The following is an 18,940-nucleotide window of genomic DNA, read 5'->3' as shown; positions in this document are numbered from 1 at the left end:
CGGTCCTCGTCCGGCCGGGCCGTCCCCGCTCAGGAGCCGTCGAAGGCGAGGCGGAAGCCACCCTCGCGGGGGTCCACCTGGAAACCGGTCCGGCCGACCGACCCGCTGACGAGCTCGTGGCCGAGGCCGGGTGGCTGCTCCCGCTGCAGGTCGTAGCCGTCGGCCTCGCGCAGCGCGTCCTCGTAGTGGTCGAGCACCCCGGCGGCAGCCTGCTCGGTCGCGTAGTCGACGGTCTGCACGCGCCCGTCGCCGCCGGACACCGCGCACAGCACCGCGCCGTCGGGCGGCTCCGGCCAGCCGGCGGGCAGGACGGCGTCGGCGAGGTCGGGCTCGCCCCATGCCGCCGGGAACGCCGTGCCGCACTCCTCGGGCACGCCCGAGTCCGTCTGGGCGTCGGCCAGATCCTCGGCCGCCTCGCTGACCGCGTCGTCGGCGGAGCCGCTCGTCGCGCTCGACGAGCCGTCGCTGCCACAGGCCGTGAGGGCGAGGACGGCGAGGACCGCGGCGACCGCGGCGACGGCCGCGGGGCGGGCAGGGGTGATGGACATGGCTCTCCTCGTCGGCTCGATCCGCGTCGGGTCGCGGACGGTTCGCGGCGAGCCTCCCGACGCGGGCGGCCCGGCATCGAGAGGCCGTGGTCCCCGAACCGCCGGGCCATCGGGCAGGCTGGGGCCATGACCGGACCCACCGAGCCCGACGGCCGCACCATGCGCGAGCGGATGCTCGCCGGCGACCTCTACCTCGCCGACGACCCCGAGCTGATCGCGGACCACGTCCGTGCCCAGGAGCTCACCGACGCCTACAACGCGACGGGCGTCGACGAGCGCGCGCGTCGTACCGAGATCCTGCGCGAGCTGCTCGGCTCGATCGGCGAGGACACCGCGATCCGCCCACCGCTGCGTGTCGACTACGGATCCCAGGTCCGGATCGGGTCGGGGACCTTCGTCAACTTCGGCCTGGTCGCCCTCGACGTCGTCGACATCACGATCGGCGACGACGTGCAGATCGGGCCCAACGTGCAGCTGCTGACCCCGCTCCACCCGCTTGAGGCCGGGGCCCGCCGCGCCAAGTGGGAGAACGCCGCGCCGATCACGATCGGCGACAACGCCTGGCTCGGGGGTGGCGTGATCGTCTGCCCCGGCGTCACCATCGGCGCGAACACGGTCGTCGGCGCCGGCTCGGTCGTGACCCGTGACCTGCCCGCCGGCGTGCTGGCGGTCGGCAACCCGGCCCGGGTGGTGAGAGAGCTCCCCGAGTGACCACCCTGCTCGACGCCCTGGCCGCGCGGCGCGCGTCCGGCAGCCGGCCCGGGCAGCGCACCGACGAGCACCGGATCGCGCTGGCCATCGAGGGCGGCGGCAGCCGGGCGGCGTACTCCGCGGGCATGGCGCTCGCCATCGACGAGGCCGGGCTGACCGACTGCTTCGACGACGTCTACGGCACCTCCGGCGGCGCGCTCAACGGCGCCTGGCTGCTGACCGGCGAGGCGCAGCGCTGGCTGCGCAGCTGGGCCTGGCCCGAGGTCCAGGCCGCGCGGGTGACCGACCCACGGCGGGTGCTCCGCGGCGGCCCGGTCGTCGACCTGCGGCGGCTGGTCCACCACGTCTACGAGTCGATCACCCCGATGGACTTCGACGCGATCGTCGCCAACCCGATCCGCTTCCACCCGATCGCGACCGACGCCGCCACGGGCAAGGAGGCCGACCTGGCGCCGTACGTCGTGGACCGGCTCACCGCCCAGACCGCCCTGCGCGCCAGCTCCTGCATCCCGCTGCTCGCCGGCCGGCCGGTGCGCGTCGGCGAGCGGAGATATGTCGACGGCGGGCTGTCGGAGGGCGTGCCCTACCGCACCGCCCTGGCCCAGGGCGCGACCCACGTGCTGGTGCTGCGCACCCGCCGCGCCGACCAGCGGGCGGTCCCGCCGTCGCGGCTGGAGCGGATGCTGCTGGCGCCGTACTTCCTGCGGCACGGGCGGGCCGCGGGCGCCGCCCACGTCGCCCGATTCCGGTCCTACGCCGCCGACGACCTGCGCCTCGCGGCCGGCACCCTGGCCGACGTACCCACGCTGGTGGAGGTGCGCCCGCCGCTCGGTTCGCCGGACGTGTCCCGGCTCAGCGCCGACCTGTCGGCCATCGACGACGCCATCGAGCGGGGGCGGCTGGCGATGGCCGACTACCTCGACGGGCTTCCGGACTGATGTCCGAGGCCGTCCAGCGCCGTCCGCGCAATCGCAAGCAGCTGATCGTCGCGGCGGCCGCACGACAGTTCGAGCGCGCCGGCTTCCACGACGTGTCGGTCGCCGACATCGCGGCCGAGGTCGGCGTCTCGGCCTCCGCGCTGTACCGGCACTTCAGCGGCAAGACCGGTCTGCTGGCGGCTGCGGTCGAGCAGGAGATCGAGCTCCTCGAGGAGGCGTACGGCGGCGCCACCGACCTGACGGGGATGCTCGACACGGCCGCGGAGCTGATGCTGCGTCCGGGCCGGGCCGGCAGCGTGTGGCAGCGCGGGCAGGTCTTCCTCGAGCCGGACCGCGCGGCCGCGCTGGAGGCGCGCTATCTCGCCGCGCTGGAGCCGCTGCGGCGCGCGACCGGAGCCGAGGCTCCGGCCTGGGCGGCGCACTCGGTGCTCATGACCGGCTGGGCGTTCGAGCGGGCGCGGGTGGACCGGGACCGGGCGCGCCGGCTGATGGTGGCCGCCGCGAGCGCGGTGGCGGCGCTGGTGGACCTGATGCCCGAGGGGGCCGTCGTGCTGCGTCCGTCCGCGGCCGGGGGTGGCCTACGGCCGGCGTCCCGACGGGAGGCGGCACTCTCGGCCGCCGTCCGCCTGTTCGCGGAGCGCGGCTTCCACGCCGTCGGCATGGACGACATCGGCGCCGCGGCGGGGATCTCCGGGCCGACGCTCTACCACCACTTCCCGCGGAAGTCGGCGCTGCTGACGCACGTGATCACCCGGTGCCTGGACGCGATGCAGTTCGAGTTGGCCGGCGTCCTGTCCGCCACCAGCGACCCGGCGGTCGCCCTCGAGCAGGCCCTGGGCTCGCTGGTGCGGATCAACGTCGCGCAGGGTGACGCGCTGGCCGCGCTGTTCACCGAGCTGGTCCACGTCCCCGAGGACGAGCGGGCGCCGATCCGGCGGATGCAGCGGGACTACCGCGACGAGTGGGTGGTGCTGCTCGTGGCCTGCCGGCCCGAGCTGGTGCGCTCCGACGCGCAGGCGCTGGTCCGGGCCGCGCAGTCGGTGGTGAACACGATGCGGCTCCGGCTGCCGCTCGGGGAGTCGGCGCAGCGGGACGCGCTGCTGCGGATCGGGCGGGCGGTGCTCGGGGTCCGGGGGACACCCTCGGGTTCCGCCGGACCCCTGATCTAGCCTCGGCCTCGATGACCCTCCACCTCCACCGCGCCGCGCGGACCGACCTGCTCGCCGACGAGCTCGGCGAGCTGCTGGCGAGCCCGCTGGCCGACCCGTTCGCCAGCGAGGTCGTCGTGGTGCCGGCGCGAGGTGTCGAGCGCTGGCTCACCCAGCGGCTCTCCCACCGGCTCGGGGCCGGTCCCGCCGGGGGCGACGGGGTGTGCGCGGGCGTGCGCTTCCTCCAGCCCGCGTCGCTGATCGGGCTGCTCCTGGGCCGAGACCGTGACGACCCGTGGCAGCCCGACCGGCTGGTCTGGCCGCTGCTCGCGACCATTGACGCCTCGCTCGGCGAGGCCTGGTGCGCGACCCTGGCCACCCACCTGGGCCACGGCCTCGACGGTGAGGAGGGCGAGCTGCGCCGCAGTCGCCGGTGGTCGGTGGCGCGCCGGCTCGCGGAGCTGTTCGCGTCGTACGCCGTCCAGCGGCCCGCGCTGGTCCGCGACTGGCGCGAGGGCCGCGACACCGACGGCGCGGGCGCGCCGCTGGCTCCCGACCTCGCGTGGGAGGCCGAGCTGTGGCGCCGCCTGCTCGCCCGGATGGCGGCGGCGGGCCACGCCGAGCCGCCCGACCTCCGCCACGAGCGGGTGTGCGCGGCGCTGCGGGCCGGCGAGGTCGACGGTCTCGAGTTGCCCGACCGGCTCTCGCTGTTCGGCCACACCCGGCTGCCCGAGACCGAGCTCGACCTGCTGGCCGCGCTCGCCGCGCATCGCGACGTCCATCTCTGGCTGGCGCAGCCGTCGGCCGCGCTGTGGTCCGCCGTCGCCGCGGCCGAGGTCCCGGTCGGGCCGCGCGACGAGTCGCGGTCCGCCGAGCTGGCCCACCACCCGCTGCTCGCCTCGCTCGGTCGCGACGCGCGCGAGCTGGCGACGGTGCTGGGCGCGCGGGTGCGGGCGGGGGAGGCCGTCGACGCGGGCGCGGCGCCCGATCCCGCGGCGCCCGACGACCTGCTCGGCTGGCTCCAGGCCGACCTGCGGGCCAATGCCGTGCTGTCCGCCGAGGAGCGCGCCGGGCGGGTGCTGCGGCCCGACGACAGGTCGCTCCAGGTGCACGCCTGTCACGGCCCGGCGCGCCAGGTCGAGGTGCTGCGCGAGCTGCTGGTCGGGCTGCTGGAGGACGATCCCACCCTCGAGCCGCGCGACATCGTCGTGATGTGCCCCGACGTCGAGACCTATGCGCCGCTGATCTCGGCCGGCTTCGGCATGGGTGAGCTGATCGGCGAGCAGGCCGATCCACGTGGGTCCGGGCTCCATCCCGCCCACCAGCTCCGGGTGCGCCTGGCCGACCGGGCCACCAGCAGCACCAACCCGCTGCTCGCGGTCGCGGTCGAGCTGGTCGAGCTCGCCGGCGGGCGCGCGACGGCGTCCGAGGTGCTCGACCTGCTGGCCCGCCCGGTGTGCCGGCGCCGGTTCGGGTTCAGCGACGACGACCTCGCGCGGATGACCCGCTGGGTGGCCGAGGCCGGGGTCCGGTGGGGGATCGACGCGACCCAGCGCGCGGCGTACGCCATGGACGGCTTCGAGCACAACACCTGGCGGGCCGGGCTCGACCGGCTGCTGCTGGGCGTCGCGATGAGCGACGACGACCACCGCCACGTCGGCCGCGGGCTGCCCGTCGACGACATCGCCAGCGGCGAGATCGAGCTGGTCGGGCGGATGAGCGAGGCGGTCGCCCGGCTCGGCGCCTGCCTGGCGGCCCTCGACGCGGCGAGTGCCGCCGAGCAGTGGTTCGCCGCGCTCACCGAGGGGGTGCGCGACCTGTGCGAGGTCGATGACGACGACGCCTGGCAGCTCCCCCAGTTCGAGCGCGAGCTGGCCCGGGCCCAGGTCGGCGCCGATGCCGGTGATCCCGGCGCCCCGGGCGTGCCGCTGCGCCTGGCCGACGTGCGCGCGCTGCTGCAGGCCCGGCTGGCCGGCCGTCCCACCCGCGCCAACTTCCGCACCGGCACCCTCACCGTCTGCACCATGGTCCCGATGCGCTCGGTGCCCCACCGGGTGGTGTGCCTGGTCGGACTCGACGACGGCGTCTACCCGCGCACGAGCGGGGTCAACGGCGACGACGTGCTCGGACGCCGGCCGCGGGTCGGCGAGCGCGACCTGCGCGGTGAGGACCGCCAGCTGCTGCTCGACGCGATCCTCGCCGCCCGCGAGCGACTGGTCGTCACCTACACCGGCGCCGCCGAGCACACCGGCCAGGAGCGGCCCCCGGCGGTGCCCCTGGGCGAGCTGCTCGACGCGCTCGACCGCACCACCGCCGCGCCGGTGCGCGCGCAGGTCCTGGTCCGTCATCCGCTGCAGGCATTCGACCCGCGCAACCACCTCCCCGGTGAGCTGGTGGGCGCCGGCCCGTTCAGCTTCGACCGCGCCTCGCTCGCCGGCGCCCGGGCGTCGGTGCGCGAGCGGACCCCGGTCCCGGCCTTCCTCGAGGGCGCGCTGCCGGCCCGGGCGCCGCAGGACGTCTCGCTGGCCGACCTGATCGACTTCGTCCACCGTCCCGCCCGCGCCTTCCTGCGCGGCCGCCTCGACCTCGCCACGCCCTTCGAGCCCGGCGAGGTCGCCGACGCCATCCCGGTCGACCTCGACAACCTCGAGAAGTGGGCGATCGGCGACCGGCTGCTGCGCGCCGTGCTCTCCTCCGACGACCCGGCCGCGACCGGGGAGGCGGTGATGCTCGCCGAGCAGCTGCGCGGTTCACTGCCGCCCTTCGGCCTCGGCTACGGCGCCCTCAGCGAGGTCGTCCGCGACTGCCAGGCGCTGCTCCAGCAGAGCGCTCCGCTGCGCGCCGCGGCCGCCCGCAGCGTCGACGTCGACGTCGACCTGGGCGGCGGGCGACGGCTCACCGGCACCGTCCCCCGGGTCCACGGCAGCCAGCTCGTCGACGTCACCTACTCCCGCCCTGGGCCCAAGCAGCGGATCGCCGCCTGGCTCCAGGTGCTCGCGCTCAGCGCCAGCCACCCCGACGAGAACTGGACCAGCCATGCCGTCGCCCGGGCCAAGAGCGGCCCCCAGCGGGCGCTGGCCGGCCCGCTCGACCACCGCGCGGCCGAGTGGCTGGCCGCCCTCGTCGCGCTCTACGACGAGGGCGCGGCCCGCCCGCTCCCGATCCCGCTCAAGACCGCCCATGCCTGGGCCGAGGCCCGGGCCAAGGAGCTGCGCGGGATGGACATTGACCCGGTCGAGGCCGCCGCCCGCGCCTGGACCACCGACCCCTTCCACGCCTTCGGCATCACCGGCGAGGACGACGACGCCGCCCACCGCCGGGTCTGGGGCCACGACGCGCCGGTGTCGGTGCTGATCGAGGCGGGCCTGCCGGCGTACGCCTGGACGCTGTGGGAGCCGCTGCTCGCTGGCGCCGAGAAGGTGGGCCCGCTGTGAGCGACGAGATGAGCCCCTTCGACATCCGCGGCCCGCTGCCGACCGGCACCACCCTGCTCGAGGCCAGCGCCGGCACCGGCAAGACCTGGACCATCGGCGCCCTGGTGACCCGCTACGTCGCCGAGGAGGGGGTGCCGCTCGAGCAGCTGCTCGTCGTCACCTTCGGCCGGGCGGCGAGCCAGGAGCTGCGCGAACAGGTACGCCGCCAGCTGGTCGAGGCCGAGCAGGCGCTGGCCGGCACCCTCCTCACCCCGCCCACCGAGGTGATCGAGCAGGTCCTCGACTGCCCGCCCGAGGAGCGCCGGCTGCGCCATCGCCGGGTCACCCAGGCGCTGGCCGACTTCGACGCCGCGACCATCGCCACCATCCACCAGTTCTGCTCGCTGGTGCTCGAGTCGCTCGGCGTGGCGGGCGACACCGACGCCCGGGCCCGGCTGGTCGAGGATCTCGACGACATGCTGGTCGAGGTGGTCGACGACCTCTACCTGCGCGCCTTCGCCCAGCTCCCGGCCGGTTCCGCGCCGGCCTTCACCCACGCCGAGGCGCTCGCCATCGCCCGTCGGGTCGTGGGGGATCCGCAGGCCGACCTCGAGCCGGCCGACCTGCCTCGTGACGACCCCGCGGGGCGCCGGGTCGCGTTCGCGACCGCGGTGCGCCAGGAGATGAGCCGCCGCAAGCGCCGCCTGGGCGTGCTGTCCTACGACGACCTGCTCGACCAGCTCGCCGTCGCCCTCGAGCCGCCCGACTCGCCGGCCCGGGCGCGGATGCGGGCCCGGTGGCGGATCGTGCTCGTCGACGAGTTCCAGGACACCGACCCGGTGCAGTGGAAGGTGTTCGACCGGGCGTTCAGCGGGCACGCCACGATGGTGCTGATCGGCGATCCCAAGCAGGCGATCTACGCCTTCCGCGGGGGCGACGTCACGACGTACCTCACCGCGGCGGAGACCGCCACCACCCGCCAGACCCTCGCGGTCAACCGGCGCAGCGACGCCGGCCTGGTCGACTGCTTCGGCCGGCTGCTCGGGGGCGCCGAGCTCGGCGACCCGCGGATCGTGGTCCACGACGTCGCCGCCCACCACCAGGCGCCGCGACTGGTGGGGACGCCGAAGGACGCGCCCTTCCGGATGCGGGTGGTGCGCCGCGAGACCTTCCGCAAGCGTGGCGGGACCTCCCTACCGGTCAACCAGGTCCGGCCCCACATCGCCCGCGACCTCGCCCACGACATCCGGGCGCTGATCGCCAGCGGCGCCACCTTCGGCGAGCGCGCCCTGCGGCCCGACGACATCGCGGTCATTTGCTACCGCCATGCCGATCTCGCCGCGGCCCGCGCCGCGCTGCTCGAGGTCGGCGTCCCGGCCGTCATCGCCGGCGGCGGCAGCGTGTTCGCGACCCCGGCCGCGGTGGAGTGGCTCTCCCTGCTCGAGGCGCTCGAGCAGCCCCACCGCACCCCCCGGGTGCGGGCCGCGGCGCTCACCTCCTTCCTCGGCTACGACGCCGCGGCCCTCGACGCCGGTGGCGACGAGCTCAGCGACGACCTCGGCGACCGGCTCCGGTCCTGGTCCGAGGCGCTCGGCCGGCGCGGGGTCGCCGCCGTCGTCGAGGCGGCCACCTCCGGTGGCATGCCCGAGCGGCTGCTCGGCCAGGTCGGCGGCGAGCGCACCCTGACCGACCTGCGCCACATCGGCGAGGTGCTCCACGAGGCGGCGCTGCGCGACCAGATGGGCGCCGTGGCGCTGCTCGCGTGGCTGCGCCAGCAGGTCCTCGAGGCGCGTGAGGGGCGCGGCGCCGAGCGGACCCGACGCCTCGACTCCGACGCCGACGCGGTGCAGCTGGTGACCATCCACGCCAGCAAGGGCCTGCAGTACCCCGTCGTCTACCTCCCCTCCCTCGCCGACCGTTGGGTCGGCACGCCCGACAAGCCGCTCTTCCACGACGCGGCCGGGCGTCGGTGCCTCGACGTCGCGGGTGCCGGGCCCGACTGGGGCGACCACGTGCAGCGCTGGCGCGACGAGGACAACGGCGAGTGGCTGCGGCTGCTCTACGTCGCCCTCACCCGCGCCCAGTGCCAGGTCGTCGCCTGGTGGGCCCCGACCCGCAATGCCGAGGCGTCGCCGCTCCACCGCCTCCTGCTCCGCGGCCCGGCTGCCGACGGGCCCGGCCTGTCCGGCGTGGTCCCGGTCGACCCGCCGGTGCCCGACGAGGACGCCGCGACCCGCCTGTTCGCGACCTGGCGTGACCGGGGCGCGTTCGTGCCCGAGGTCGCCGAGCCAGGAGCCGCGCTGCCGCCGGTGCCGCGCGACCCGCCGGCCGCGTTGAGCGCTCGCGACTTCACCCGCACCGTCGACACCGGGTGGCGACGCACCTCGTACTCCGCGCTGAGCCACGTCGACCTCGGCACGCCCGTCCCCGGCGTCGCCAGCGAGCCCGAGGTCGAGGTCAAGGACGACGAGGACCTGCCCCCGCTGGTCGACCCCGCACCGGCCGACCCCGCGCTCGCCGTCGCCTCTCCGATGGCGGCGCTCCCCGTCGGAGCGACCTTCGGCTCCCTCGTCCACGCCGTGCTCGAGCACGCCGATCCCGGGGCCGACGACCTGCGCGCCGAGCTGCTCGGCCACATCGACGAACAGCTCACCTGGTGGCCGGTGGACCTGGACCCCGAGGTCCTGGCCGACGCGCTGGTGGCCGTGCTCGACACCCCGCTCGGTCCGCTCATGGACGAGACCACGCTGCGCCGGGTCGGCACGACAGACCGCCTCTGCGAGCTCGACTTCGAGCTGCCGCTCTCCGGCGGCGACCACCCGGTCCACCAGGCGCGTGCCGATGACGAGGTCCTGCTCGGCGACATCGCGGCGCTGCTGCGCGCGCACCTCCCTGACGGCGACCCGGTCCGCGCGTACGCCGACGCCCTCGCCAACCCGCTGCTCGGCGGCCAGGCCCTGCGCGGCTATCTCACCGGCTCGATCGACGTCGTACTCCGGCTGCCGTCCGCCGACGGCGAGCCGCGCTATGTCGTCATCGACTACAAGACCAACTGGCTCGGGCCCACCGACGAGCCGCTGACCGCCGACGCCTACCGGCCGAGTGCCCTCGACGACGCGATGGGCCACTCCGACTACCCCCTCCAGGCGTTGCTGTACGCCGTCGTCCTCCACCGGTTCCTGCGCTGGCGCCAGCCCGGCTACGACCCCGCCCGCCACCTCGGTGGGGTCGCGTACCTCTACCTGCGCGGCATGTGCGGCCCGGAGACGCCGCGGGTCGAGGGCGAGCCGTGCGGCATCTTCACCTGGCGCCCTCCGGTCGCGCTCGTCGTCGCGCTGTCCGACCTGCTCGACGGGAGGACCGGGTCGTGACCGAGATCTTCGATCCCACCTCGGCCCACGACCCGCGCCTGGCCCGCCGGGTGGCGGGCCTGCTCGGCGCCTTCAACGCCGCCGGCGTGGTCGACGCCGCCGACGTCCGGGTCGCGGAGCGGGTGGCGGCGCTGGCCGGCGAGCACGACGAGCGGGTGCTGCTCGCGGCGGCGCTCGCGGTCCGCTCGGTCCGCGGCGGGTCCGTGGGCCTCGATCTCGACGCCCTGCCCGAGCTCGACGGCGCCAGCCTCGCCTGGCCGGAGCGGGCCGACTGGGTGGCCGCGATCGAGGGGTCGGCGCTGGTGGCCGCCGAGGTACTCCATGTCGAGCACGACCTGGTCTACCTCGACCGCTACCACCGCCTGGAGCGCCAGGTGGCCGACGACCTCACCGCCCGGATCGCGCTCGGTCCGCCGGCGGTCGACGAGGAGGTGCTGGCGGCCACCCTGCGCCGGGTGAGCGGCGACCATCTCTCCGCGGAGCAGGCCGCCGCCGTCGAGCACGCCGCCCGGCACCGCACCACCGTCCTGACGGGCGGTCCCGGCACCGGCAAGACGACCACGGTCGCCCGGCTGGTGCTGGCCCTCGCCGACCAGTTCGCGGTGACCCACGAGCGGCGGATGTCGATCGCGCTGGCGGCCCCGACCGGCAAGGCCGCCACCCGGCTGGAGCAGGCCGTCGAGGAGGAGCTGCGGCTCCTGGGCGCCCTCGGCGACGGCCCCGGCCAGCTGCCGCCACCGCAGGGCGTGACCCTCCACCGGCTGCTGGGCTGGCGTCCCGACAACGCCACGCGCTTCCGCCACGACCGCGGCAACCGGCTCAAGTACGACCTGATCGTGGTCGACGAGGCCTCCATGGTCGACCTGACCATGATGGCCCGGCTGCTCGAGGCGGTGCGGCCCGAGAGCCGGCTGGTCCTGGTCGGCGACCCGCGCCAGCTCACCTCGGTGGGGGCCGGCGCGGTGCTCTCCGACCTGGTCGCCGGCTTCGCGGGCCACCCCGACCCGCCGGTGGTCGCGCTCACCGAGAACCACCGCTCCACCGAGGAGATCAAGGGCCTGGCCGCGGCCCTGCGCGACGACTCGCCCGATGCCGCCGACCGGGTGCTCGAGGTGTTGCGGGCCGGCACGGGCGAGGTGCGGTGGATCGAGACCGACGACCCGGTCAGCGCGCTCCAGGAGGAGTGCACCGCCGCGGCGCTGCGGGTCCGCTCCGCCGCCGTCGACGCCGGGCCCGAGGCGGCGCTCGCCGAGATCGAGGGCTTCCGGCTGCTCTGCGCCCACCGCGACGGGCCCTACGGCGTCCGCGTGTGGAACCGCCATGTCGAGCAGTGGCTGGCCGCCGAGCTCGGTGCTCCGCTCGGCTCCGCCTGGTACGCCGGCCGCCCGCTGCTCGTCACCAGCAACGACTACGCCCTCGACGTCTACAACGGCGAGACCGGCGTCGTGGTGACCGACCCGTCCGGCCGGCCGCGGGCCTGGATCGCCGGCGCCGGCGCGCCCCGGCCGTTCGCTCCGGCGCGCCTCGACGCGATCGAGACCATGCACGCGATGACCATCCACAAGAGCCAGGGCAGCCAGGCCACCCGGATCGCCGTCCTGCTGCCCGAGGAGGGCTCGCGGCTGCTCAGCCGCGAGCTCTTCTACACGGCCGTGACCCGCGCCCGGGCGAGCCTGCTGGTGGTGGGCTCGGCGGCCGCCGTACGAGCCGCGGTGACCACCACCGCGCAGCGCGCCACGGGCCTGCGCCACCGCCTGACCGGGTGATCCGAACCCGTGCGGCCCAACCGGTGGGCCCGCAACCGGGCCGAAACCTCGGCGGGTTAGTGTCGAGACCATGCCCTTCCTGCTGCGCGTGCTGCTGCCCGACGTCCCGGGGTCGTTGGGCCGCGTCGCGACGGCGATCGGTATGGCGGGCGGCGACATCGAGGCGATCGAGATCGTCGAGAAGCGCGACGACGGCAGCGCCGTCGACGACGTGCTGCTCGAGCTGGACCAGGGGATGATGCCCGACTCCGTGGTCTCGGCGTGCAATGCCCTCGACGGGGTCGAGGTGCTCTTCGTGAGCCGCTACCCGGCCGGCGGCAACCTGATGATGGACCTGGAGGCGGTCGAGGAGCTCACCGCCTCGCCCGACGACGCCTTCGACAAGCTGATCGACCTGCTGCCCGCGACCTTCCGGGTCGACTGGGCGGCGCGGGTGCACCGCGCCAAGGGCGTCGTCTACGGCACCAGCGCCGCGCCCGACGAGCTCGAGTTCGTCGAGATCGAGTCCCCGACCCGGCTCGAGGCGCCGGAGGACGAGGTCACCCTGTTCGCCGCCGCGCGGCTCGACGGCAACGAGATCGTCGTCATCGGCCGCCGGGGCGGCCCGGAGTTCGCCGAGTCGGAGATCATGCGCCTGGGCCACCTGTGCGGCCTGGCGGTCACGATCGCGAACGGCTGACCGCCAGGCCGTCGGGGCTCAGGCCTCGACCGGCTCCAGCAGGAACACCGGGATCTCGCGGTCGGTCTTCTCCTGGTAGGACGCGTAGGTCGGCCAGGTCGCCACGGCGTGCTCCCACCACTGCCGACGCTCCTCGCCCTCGGCGACGCGCACCGTGTACGACTTCGGCTCGGGCCCGTCCTGGAGGTCGACGAGCGGGTGGGCGACGAAGTTGGCGTACCAGCTCGGGTTCTCCGGGGCGCCGCCCTTCGACGCGATGGCGGCGTACACGCCGTCCTTCTCGACCCGCATGACCGGGTTCTTGCGGAGCTTGCCGGACTTGGCGCCGACCGAGGTGATCACCACGATCGGGTCCGTGCCGCCCTGGAGGGTGTTGGCCTCGCGGCCACCGGATGCCTCGTACGCCGCGACCTGGTCGCGGACCCACTTCTGGCTGCTGGGCTCGTACTCACCGTGAAGGGTCATGCCGTCCACAAGACCACGCGAGGGCCCGCTATTCCAGGACGGTCACCGGACTCAGCCCGCGAGCGCGTGGTCGAGCTCCCGGTCCAGCGCGGCCTTCGGGCGCGCGCCGCGCAGCTCGTGCACCGGCCGGCCGTCGCGGAACACGATCATCGTCGGCAGCCCCATCACCCGGTACGCCGCCGAGGTGACCGGGTTCTCGTCGCTGTTGAGCTTCACCACCCGGAGCGCGCCCGCGCGCTCCTCGGCGATCTTCGCCAGCGCCGGCGCTACCTGGTGGCACGGACCGCACCACTGCGCCCAGAACTCCACCAGCACCGGCTGGTCGGAGCCGAGCACCTCCTCGGCGAAGTCCGCGTCGGTGATCTCCTGCAGGCTCATCGTGTCTCCTGGTCGTTCGTGGTGGTCGGGTAGTTCTCCGCGTCGCTCAACAGCTCCGACAGCTCGCCGCGCAGCCGGCTCAGCTCCTCGATCCGCCGGTCGATCTCGGCGATCCGCAGCCGGTAGGCGTCCAGCGACGACGGGCACACGTCGGCCCGCTCGTTCCCGGCACGCAGGCACTCGACGAAGGGCACCGTCTCGTCGGCGGTGAGGCCGAGGGAGAGCAGCGCCCGGATCTCGCGTACGACGAGGACGTCCGCGTCGTCGTACTCCCGGTAGCCGTTGGCCGCCCGGCTCGGGCTGAGCAGGCCGCGCGACTCGTAGTAGCGCACCGCCTTCACGCTCACGCCGGCGCGGGCGGCGAGGTCCTTGATGAGCACGGGACCGACCGTAGACCTTGCCCCTGGGGTCAAGGTCAAGTCCCGGTCGGGGAGGGGCTAGTGGCTCGAGTCGGAGATTCGCGCGCAGCAGCCGTGCGCTGAGTGCGTGCATCGCAAGGCGGCGGCGCGAGGGCATACCGGGTGTACGTCGAGCGTCGCCAACGCGGCGAGGTGCGTGCTCAGGGCGCGGGGGCTGAGTGTGAATCTCTGACTCGGGACACTAGCGTTCGGTGCCATGAGTGCGATCGAGGGCGTGAGCGAGACGTTCGACGCGAGCCAGTGGGACGTCGTCCCCGGCTTCGAGGACCTGACCGACCTGACCTACCACCGCGCCAAGGCGCACGGCACGGTCCGGATCGCGTTCGACCGCCCCGACGTGCTCAACGCCTTCCGGCCCCACACCGTCGACGAGCTGCTCCGCACCCTCGAGCACGCCCGCCAGTCGGCCGACGTCGGCTGCGTGCTGCTCACCGGCAACGGCCCGAGCGCCAAGAACGGCAAGTGGGCCTTCTGCACCGGCGGCGACCAGCGGATCCGCGGCCGGGCCGGCTACCAGTACGAGGACGTCTCGGCCGGCGCCGGCGACACCGGCGCCGAGGAGCCCAGCCCGATCGACAAGGCCAAGCTCGCCCGCCTCCACATCCTCGAGTGCCAGCGCCTGATCCGGTTCATGCCGAAGGTCGTCATCTGCGTCGTCCCCGGCTGGGCGGCCGGCGGCGGCCACAGCCTGTTCGTCACCTGCGACCTCGCCCTCGCCTCCACCGAGCACGCCCGCTTCAAGCAGACCGACGCCGACGTGGGCTCCTTCGACGGCGGCTACGGCTCGGCGTACCTCGCCCGTCAGGTCGGCCAGAAGTTCGCGCGCGAGATCTTCTTCCTCGGCCAGGAGTACTCCGCCGACGACGCCGTCCGGATGGGCGCCGCCAACCGCTCCGTCCCGCACGCCGAGCTCGAGGCCACGGCGCTGGAGTGGGGCCGGCTGATCAACAGCAAGAGCCCCACCGCCCAGCGGATGCTCAAGTACTCGTTCAACCTGCTCGACGACGGGCTGGTCGGGCAGCAGCTCTTCGCGGGGGAGACCACGCGGCTGGCGTACATGACCGACGAGGCGCAGGAGGGGCGCGACCAGTTCCTGGAGAAGCGGGAGCCGGACTGGTCGCCGTACCCCTGGTACTACTGATCTGAGGCGTTTGCGCAGGTCAGAGCCCCGTCAGGGCCTCGTGTATGACAGATGGGTGGCGGGAATCGCGATCGACATGGGCGGATTTGCTCGCGTGCGAGCATCTTCTCTGTGGACCCGGACGCCTTCCAACACGAGTTTGATCGCTACGTCACGGCGGCGTTGGATGTCGCGGATCGGTCCCTTGACGTGCGCGACGAGGAGCGGGAACTGATCAAGCTCGTCGACCTCATCCGCCGCGAGCCGAGCCACGTCGATCAAGCGGATCTGGCCTTGGCTGCGATGGTGCCGCAGTTGTGCGAGACACCTCCTCCCGCCGGTCTCGTCGAACTGCTGTCGTACATCGTGCACGCACTCGGACTCCCCAAGATCGTCGCCGCGGCGAGGGACGCACGCGAGGCTGCGCTCTCCTCCCTCGGGCCTGGGCCGTCATTGCGACCCCGGGAGTACGCTCGCCGATGTGAGGTCGTCGTCGCCGCGGCTGAGCCCGACTGGGAGGAGCGGGACATGTACGTCTCGTTCAGCCCTCCAACCACGGCGTGACGCGCGCTCGTCCTTGGCGTCGTACAGGATGGTGGCGTGAGTTGGGACATTTCGATCATGGACCTGCCGCGCGACGCGGCTTCGGTGTCCGACATCCCGGATGACTTCGAGCCCCAGCCTCTCGGCAACCGAGTGGACCTGATCGACGCGATTCGCGAGGCGGCCCCTTCCGTTGACTTCTCCGACCCGTCCTGGGGCGAGTTGGTGACTCCCGACTTCGTCATCGAGTTCAACATGGGACGAGAAGAGGTCGTGGATTCGATGATGTTGCACGTCCGAGGCGGAGGATCCGTCGTGGACTTCATCGACACACTCCTCACGCACCTCGGTCGCCGCGCCATCGACTGCTCTGAGGGCGAGTTCTTCGGCTCGGCGACGTCGGGCGAGAGCCTTCGCGCGTGGCAGCAGTACCCCGACAGGGTGATCGAGCCGACCTGATCGCAGCTCAGCCAGCTGGGCAACCGGCCAGGCCGCACGCCTGGTCGCGGTCAACGTCGCCGTGCTCAAACTCGAAGTGGAAGCAGACGTAGTGCATCCGCTCGAACACCGTGGTGAAGTCCGGGCTGGTGGAGAGGGCTCCGCAAGCGCGACACACCTGCGAGGGGGCTATGAGCGCTTCAAGGGCCTCGTCGACGACGCGATCGATCTCCGCAGTGGTGCACTCGATCTCCGCAACGTCGTCGCCGTTCGTCAGACGCACCAAGTGGCGGGAGCCCTCCGCGCGAACGACCACCGAGCGAGTGAACGGAAGCTCGGCTTCGGGCGCCGTGAACAGAAGGTCGTTCATCGACGTACTGCAGTGGAGGTGCTGTCCCCACCGGTGGCGTGCCGCGACAAGTGTCGTGGCGTTGCTCAGGGCTGCTGGGACGCCGACACAGCTCCGCAGAAAGTCGAGGCTGTCGACCCAGGAGGAGTAGGGGCTCTGCGGCACCCGCCGATCATCGGTTGAACTCATGGTCCGTGCAAACGACTTCGTGCTATCGAATCGACTCTGGCCCTCTCGCCGGCGCGAACGAATGTGGGGGTGGCTAGCTCGATCCACCCAACGCGGGGAAACGAGTGTGAGCCGGTCGGCCGTGACCAACTCACCGTCAAGGAGTGCCTTGCTGGTGATGATCGCGTCCCAGCACAGCGACAGCGGGCCTAGCCAAGGCCGGAACACCTCATGGTCGAGACAGCGACGTGCCGGTGACCGTGTGGACGCTCTCCAGGTAGCCGATGACGCCGAGGTCGGCGCTGCGGAGCTTCTTGGCCGTCACGCCGGAGGCATTGTGGTCGTTACTCACGTGCGCCCGATTCGTTCGTGGGTGGCCCAAGAGCGACGGCCACGCGGGGAGACGGCCTTCGAGTAGGGGCCGTCGGGTCGAGACGGATCACCTCGGCACGCCAGGCATCGAGGAGGTCCACGAGCTCCTGCAACGGCAAGCGCTCCACGATGTCACTGTCGGGCGGGTCGTAGTCGTAACGCGCTTCGACGAGTCCGTCCACCAACTCGAGGTACGACATGTTTCCGGAGAACGTCGCAGGGCGATGGGGCTCGGACAGCGCACGGCGAAATTCGTCCAGCGCGGCGTCGAGCCAGTAGGTCGACAGGCCGCTTGGCGCGCCGCGCGGTGTCCGTGAGCCGATGCAGTCATTGAGCACGCCGATGAACAGCGACAGGTCCTCGGCCTGCGCAACCTCGACGTCGCCGTTGGGCGAGGTCTTGAACGCGAATCGCAATCTCGTCACCAGATCCAGTGAACGCTCGGGATGCCGAGATCTTCCCGCGCTCGTCGATGCAGCCGGACCGACTCCGGCCCGTTGGCCGCGTCTCCGACGATCGGGAAGGCCAAGCGGTTCTCGCCGGAGTCGATCGCCACGTACTCGCCGTCGACGACCGAGAGTCGTTCGACGGTCTTGCCGATCAGCTGGGTGATCGAGGACGGTCCCACGCCGTGGCAACCGATGATTCCGAACGGCTCGGTGTAGCCGGTCAGGATGACGTCGTCCATGTGCACCTCGATGTAGTCGTGCACGAAGGTGATGCCAATAATCGTCAGTCCGCGTACGGCGGCGTCGGCATCGTCGGCGTTCGACTCGAAGTCGATCCGGGTCGGATCGGCCTCGAAGAGGGTGCGGGACACCTCGGTGACGAGATCGCGCTGCGCAACAGCCTGCGCGTAGCACTGACGCCGGGCAGCCTCGATCTCGACCTTCCTTCGCTCCCAGTCTTCGTCCGCTCGGGACGCGTGGGCGCGACGGAACCACTTCACGGGGCGATGGTCTCATCTGCTGGCCCCGTGGTCCTCCGAGTTGGCTCGGTGAGGTCGATCGCGATCAGCGTGCCGGGCAGGCAGATCGTCGCGATCGCTTGCGCGAGCGCGCGTCGATGAAACTACTTCCCCATCTCCCGGCGTCGTTCGGCGACGCCGTGGCAGTACTCATCCCACTGCTTGGCGAAGTCCTGAGGTCTTGCTACACCCCGCACCGAGGCGACGACACCGGACCACGGGTGGGTGAGATGTGTCCTTGTTCGGCCGTCGCGGGTGCGGACGAGTGCTGACGCGCAAACGCTGTCGTTGCCATCCAGTTGCAGGGAGAACTCGAAGAGGCGCTGTGAACAGAGCTCCGAGTCGGCGACCAGGGTCGGTTGGTCGACCTCGGTGGATCGGACCTGCCACGCGAGGCCATGAGCCTCGCCCCGATCGACGACCTTGGCCAAGGGGAGCGTGCTTCCCGGATGGTCTGTCCCCACCGCGAACGGGTCAGACGCGGGAATCGTGTCGACCCAGATGCCCTGTGCGATGGCTTCCACGAACTCGTCGTGGAAGCGGAAGAGATAGTGCTGGTGGGTCTCCAACAGCCGAGCCTCGTAGTTGCTCCACTCGTAGGCGTGTCGCTCGGCGAGCCAGGTCGAGTCGAGGACGTTGTAGACCCAACTGGAGGAGTCGTGACCGTCGTCGTACGGCGCGACCTCGCCCCGGCTTGCGCGGATGGCGTCCAGTCCCTCGAAGGTGACCCGCCCCAGGCTGCCTTCAGCGGTCTCGAAGAAGAGTGCGTCGGCGGCGGGGCTCCTCATCTCGTCATCGGCACCCGCCACGGAGAGGGACCCGAACGTCAACCGACAGGGCCCGACGACGTCGGCCTCCAACGGGACCGACATGGGGACGGCACGGCTCACCTCACTAGCAAACCGCAGGTTCCGCTTGGGCGGGCGGTTCTGGCCAGTCCAGTCGAGAGACGGAACGGGCGGCGAGGTAGTCCGCGAGCGAGGCGCGCGTCTCATGAACCTCGCCGCTGACCTGCTGGTGTCCTCGAGGTCGGGTCCGGGATGGCGAAAGAGAGAGGTCATGTCCGGTTGTCACTTACCACGGTTGTCACTTACCAAGAGACAAACGGACACTGTCGCTCGTCAGGCCTGCGGGTGGACACTTCCGC

The 18,940-nt window shown here is 73.0% G+C and carries 19 protein-coding genes; 10 read left to right on the top strand and 9 right to left on the bottom strand.

The features are described 5' to 3' along the window. Positions 1-29 precede the first annotated feature (29 nt). The gene (locus JOD66_RS10525) at positions 30-548 is read right to left on the bottom strand and encodes a hypothetical protein (protein WP_204836823.1); all 519 of its coding nucleotides are present in this window, start codon (positions 546-548) and stop codon (positions 30-32) included. Positions 549-674: 126 nt separating this feature from the next. On the opposite strand from JOD66_RS10525, the gene JOD66_RS10520 reads away from it, so the two are divergent. The 7 genes from JOD66_RS10520 (at position 675) to JOD66_RS10490 (ending at position 12,574) form a co-directional block, all read left to right on the top strand. Continuing rightward, positions 675-1,259 carry a sugar O-acetyltransferase gene (locus tag JOD66_RS10520; RefSeq protein ID WP_204836822.1) on the top strand — a complete coding sequence of 195 codons (585 nt, stop codon included), beginning with the start codon at positions 675-677 and terminating at the stop codon, positions 1,257-1,259. Then, complete coding sequence (locus JOD66_RS10515; RefSeq protein WP_204836821.1) at positions 1,256-2,197, top strand: patatin-like phospholipase family protein; 942 nt, start codon at positions 1,256-1,258, stop codon at positions 2,195-2,197. Before JOD66_RS10520 ends, JOD66_RS10515 begins: the two co-directional genes overlap by 4 nt. Then, the gene (locus JOD66_RS29070) at positions 2,197-3,366 is read left to right on the top strand and encodes a TetR/AcrR family transcriptional regulator (RefSeq protein WP_204836820.1); all 1,170 of its coding nucleotides are present in this window, start codon (positions 2,197-2,199) and stop codon (positions 3,364-3,366) included. Before JOD66_RS10515 ends, JOD66_RS29070 begins: the two co-directional genes overlap by 1 nt. Positions 3,367-3,377: 11 nt before the next feature. Beyond that, entirely contained in the window at positions 3,378-6,779 is a 3,402-nt protein-coding gene (gene recC / locus JOD66_RS10505; protein ID WP_204836819.1) for an exodeoxyribonuclease V subunit gamma, read from the top strand. Continuing rightward, entirely contained in the window at positions 6,776-10,129 is a 3,354-nt protein-coding gene (locus JOD66_RS10500; protein ID WP_307823427.1) for a UvrD-helicase domain-containing protein, read from the top strand. Before recC ends, JOD66_RS10500 begins: the two co-directional genes overlap by 4 nt. Further along, positions 10,126-11,895: an exodeoxyribonuclease V subunit alpha gene (gene recD / locus JOD66_RS10495; protein ID WP_204836818.1), complete on the top strand. Its 1,770-nt coding sequence runs from the start codon at positions 10,126-10,128 to the stop codon at positions 11,893-11,895. Before JOD66_RS10500 ends, recD begins: the two co-directional genes overlap by 4 nt. Before the next feature lie 79 nt (positions 11,896-11,974). Beyond that, positions 11,975-12,574 carry an ACT domain-containing protein gene (locus tag JOD66_RS10490; protein WP_443678820.1) on the top strand — a complete coding sequence of 200 codons (600 nt, stop codon included), beginning with the start codon at positions 11,975-11,977 and terminating at the stop codon, positions 12,572-12,574. An 18-nt stretch (positions 12,575-12,592) separates the two neighbouring features. Here JOD66_RS10490 and JOD66_RS10485 read toward each other — a convergent pair whose 3' ends face one another. From JOD66_RS10485 to JOD66_RS10475, 3 genes are read right to left on the bottom strand one after another with little or no spacing between them, the layout of a single operon-like run. Then, complete coding sequence (locus JOD66_RS10485; protein WP_204836816.1) at positions 12,593-13,039, bottom strand: nitroreductase family deazaflavin-dependent oxidoreductase; 447 nt, start codon at positions 13,037-13,039, stop codon at positions 12,593-12,595. Positions 13,040-13,090: 51 nt separating this feature from the next. After that, a complete protein-coding gene (trxA, locus tag JOD66_RS10480) occupies positions 13,091-13,417 on the bottom strand; it encodes a thioredoxin (RefSeq protein ID WP_275579813.1) in 327 nt (108 codons plus the stop codon). After that, positions 13,414-13,797: a MerR family transcriptional regulator gene (locus JOD66_RS10475; RefSeq protein ID WP_204836815.1), complete on the bottom strand. Its 384-nt coding sequence runs from the start codon at positions 13,795-13,797 to the stop codon at positions 13,414-13,416. The genes trxA and JOD66_RS10475 overlap by 4 nt, the downstream gene beginning before the upstream one ends. Before the next feature lie 235 nt (positions 13,798-14,032). Between JOD66_RS10475 and JOD66_RS10470 the strand changes: the two genes are divergently transcribed. The 3 genes from JOD66_RS10470 (at position 14,033) to JOD66_RS10460 (ending at position 15,958) form a co-directional block, all read left to right on the top strand. Then, on the top strand, positions 14,033-14,977 hold the full coding sequence (locus tag JOD66_RS10470; protein WP_204836814.1) for a 1,4-dihydroxy-2-naphthoyl-CoA synthase: 945 nt from the start codon (positions 14,033-14,035) through the stop codon (positions 14,975-14,977). A gap of 111 nt (positions 14,978-15,088) precedes the next feature. Further along, positions 15,089-15,520, top strand: coding sequence for a hypothetical protein (locus tag JOD66_RS10465; protein WP_204836813.1), 432 nt, complete (start codon positions 15,089-15,091; stop codon positions 15,518-15,520). A 36-nt stretch (positions 15,521-15,556) separates the two neighbouring features. Further along, positions 15,557-15,958: a hypothetical protein gene (locus JOD66_RS10460; RefSeq protein WP_204836812.1), complete on the top strand. Its 402-nt coding sequence runs from the start codon at positions 15,557-15,559 to the stop codon at positions 15,956-15,958. A gap of 7 nt (positions 15,959-15,965) precedes the next feature. On the opposite strand, the gene JOD66_RS10455 is transcribed toward JOD66_RS10460, so the two are convergent. The 5 genes from JOD66_RS10455 to JOD66_RS10440 form a co-directional block, all read right to left on the bottom strand. After that, the gene (locus tag JOD66_RS10455; RefSeq protein WP_204836811.1) at positions 15,966-16,307 is read right to left on the bottom strand and encodes a hypothetical protein; all 342 of its coding nucleotides are present in this window, start codon (positions 16,305-16,307) and stop codon (positions 15,966-15,968) included. A 376-nt stretch (positions 16,308-16,683) separates the two neighbouring features. Continuing rightward, a complete protein-coding gene (locus tag JOD66_RS29065) occupies positions 16,684-16,806 on the bottom strand; it encodes a hypothetical protein (protein WP_275579812.1) in 123 nt (40 codons plus the stop codon). Continuing rightward, positions 16,799-17,251: a hypothetical protein gene (locus JOD66_RS10450; RefSeq protein ID WP_204836810.1), complete on the bottom strand. Its 453-nt coding sequence runs from the start codon at positions 17,249-17,251 to the stop codon at positions 16,799-16,801. The genes JOD66_RS29065 and JOD66_RS10450 overlap by 8 nt, the downstream gene beginning before the upstream one ends. Continuing rightward, a complete protein-coding gene (locus tag JOD66_RS10445) occupies positions 17,248-17,775 on the bottom strand; it encodes a hypothetical protein (protein ID WP_204836809.1) in 528 nt (175 codons plus the stop codon). Before JOD66_RS10445 ends, JOD66_RS10450 begins: the two co-directional genes overlap by 4 nt. Before the next feature lie 122 nt (positions 17,776-17,897). Then, positions 17,898-18,683, bottom strand: coding sequence for a hypothetical protein (locus JOD66_RS10440; RefSeq protein WP_204836808.1), 786 nt, complete (start codon positions 18,681-18,683; stop codon positions 17,898-17,900). Between the last annotated feature and the right edge of the window lie 257 nt (positions 18,684-18,940).

Origin of the sequence: Nocardioides nitrophenolicus (assembly GCF_016907515.1) — a bacterium.
Taxonomy (GTDB): domain Bacteria; phylum Actinomycetota; class Actinomycetes; order Propionibacteriales; family Nocardioidaceae; genus Nocardioides; species Nocardioides nitrophenolicus.
This window is presented reverse-complemented; position numbering and strand designations above follow the sequence as displayed.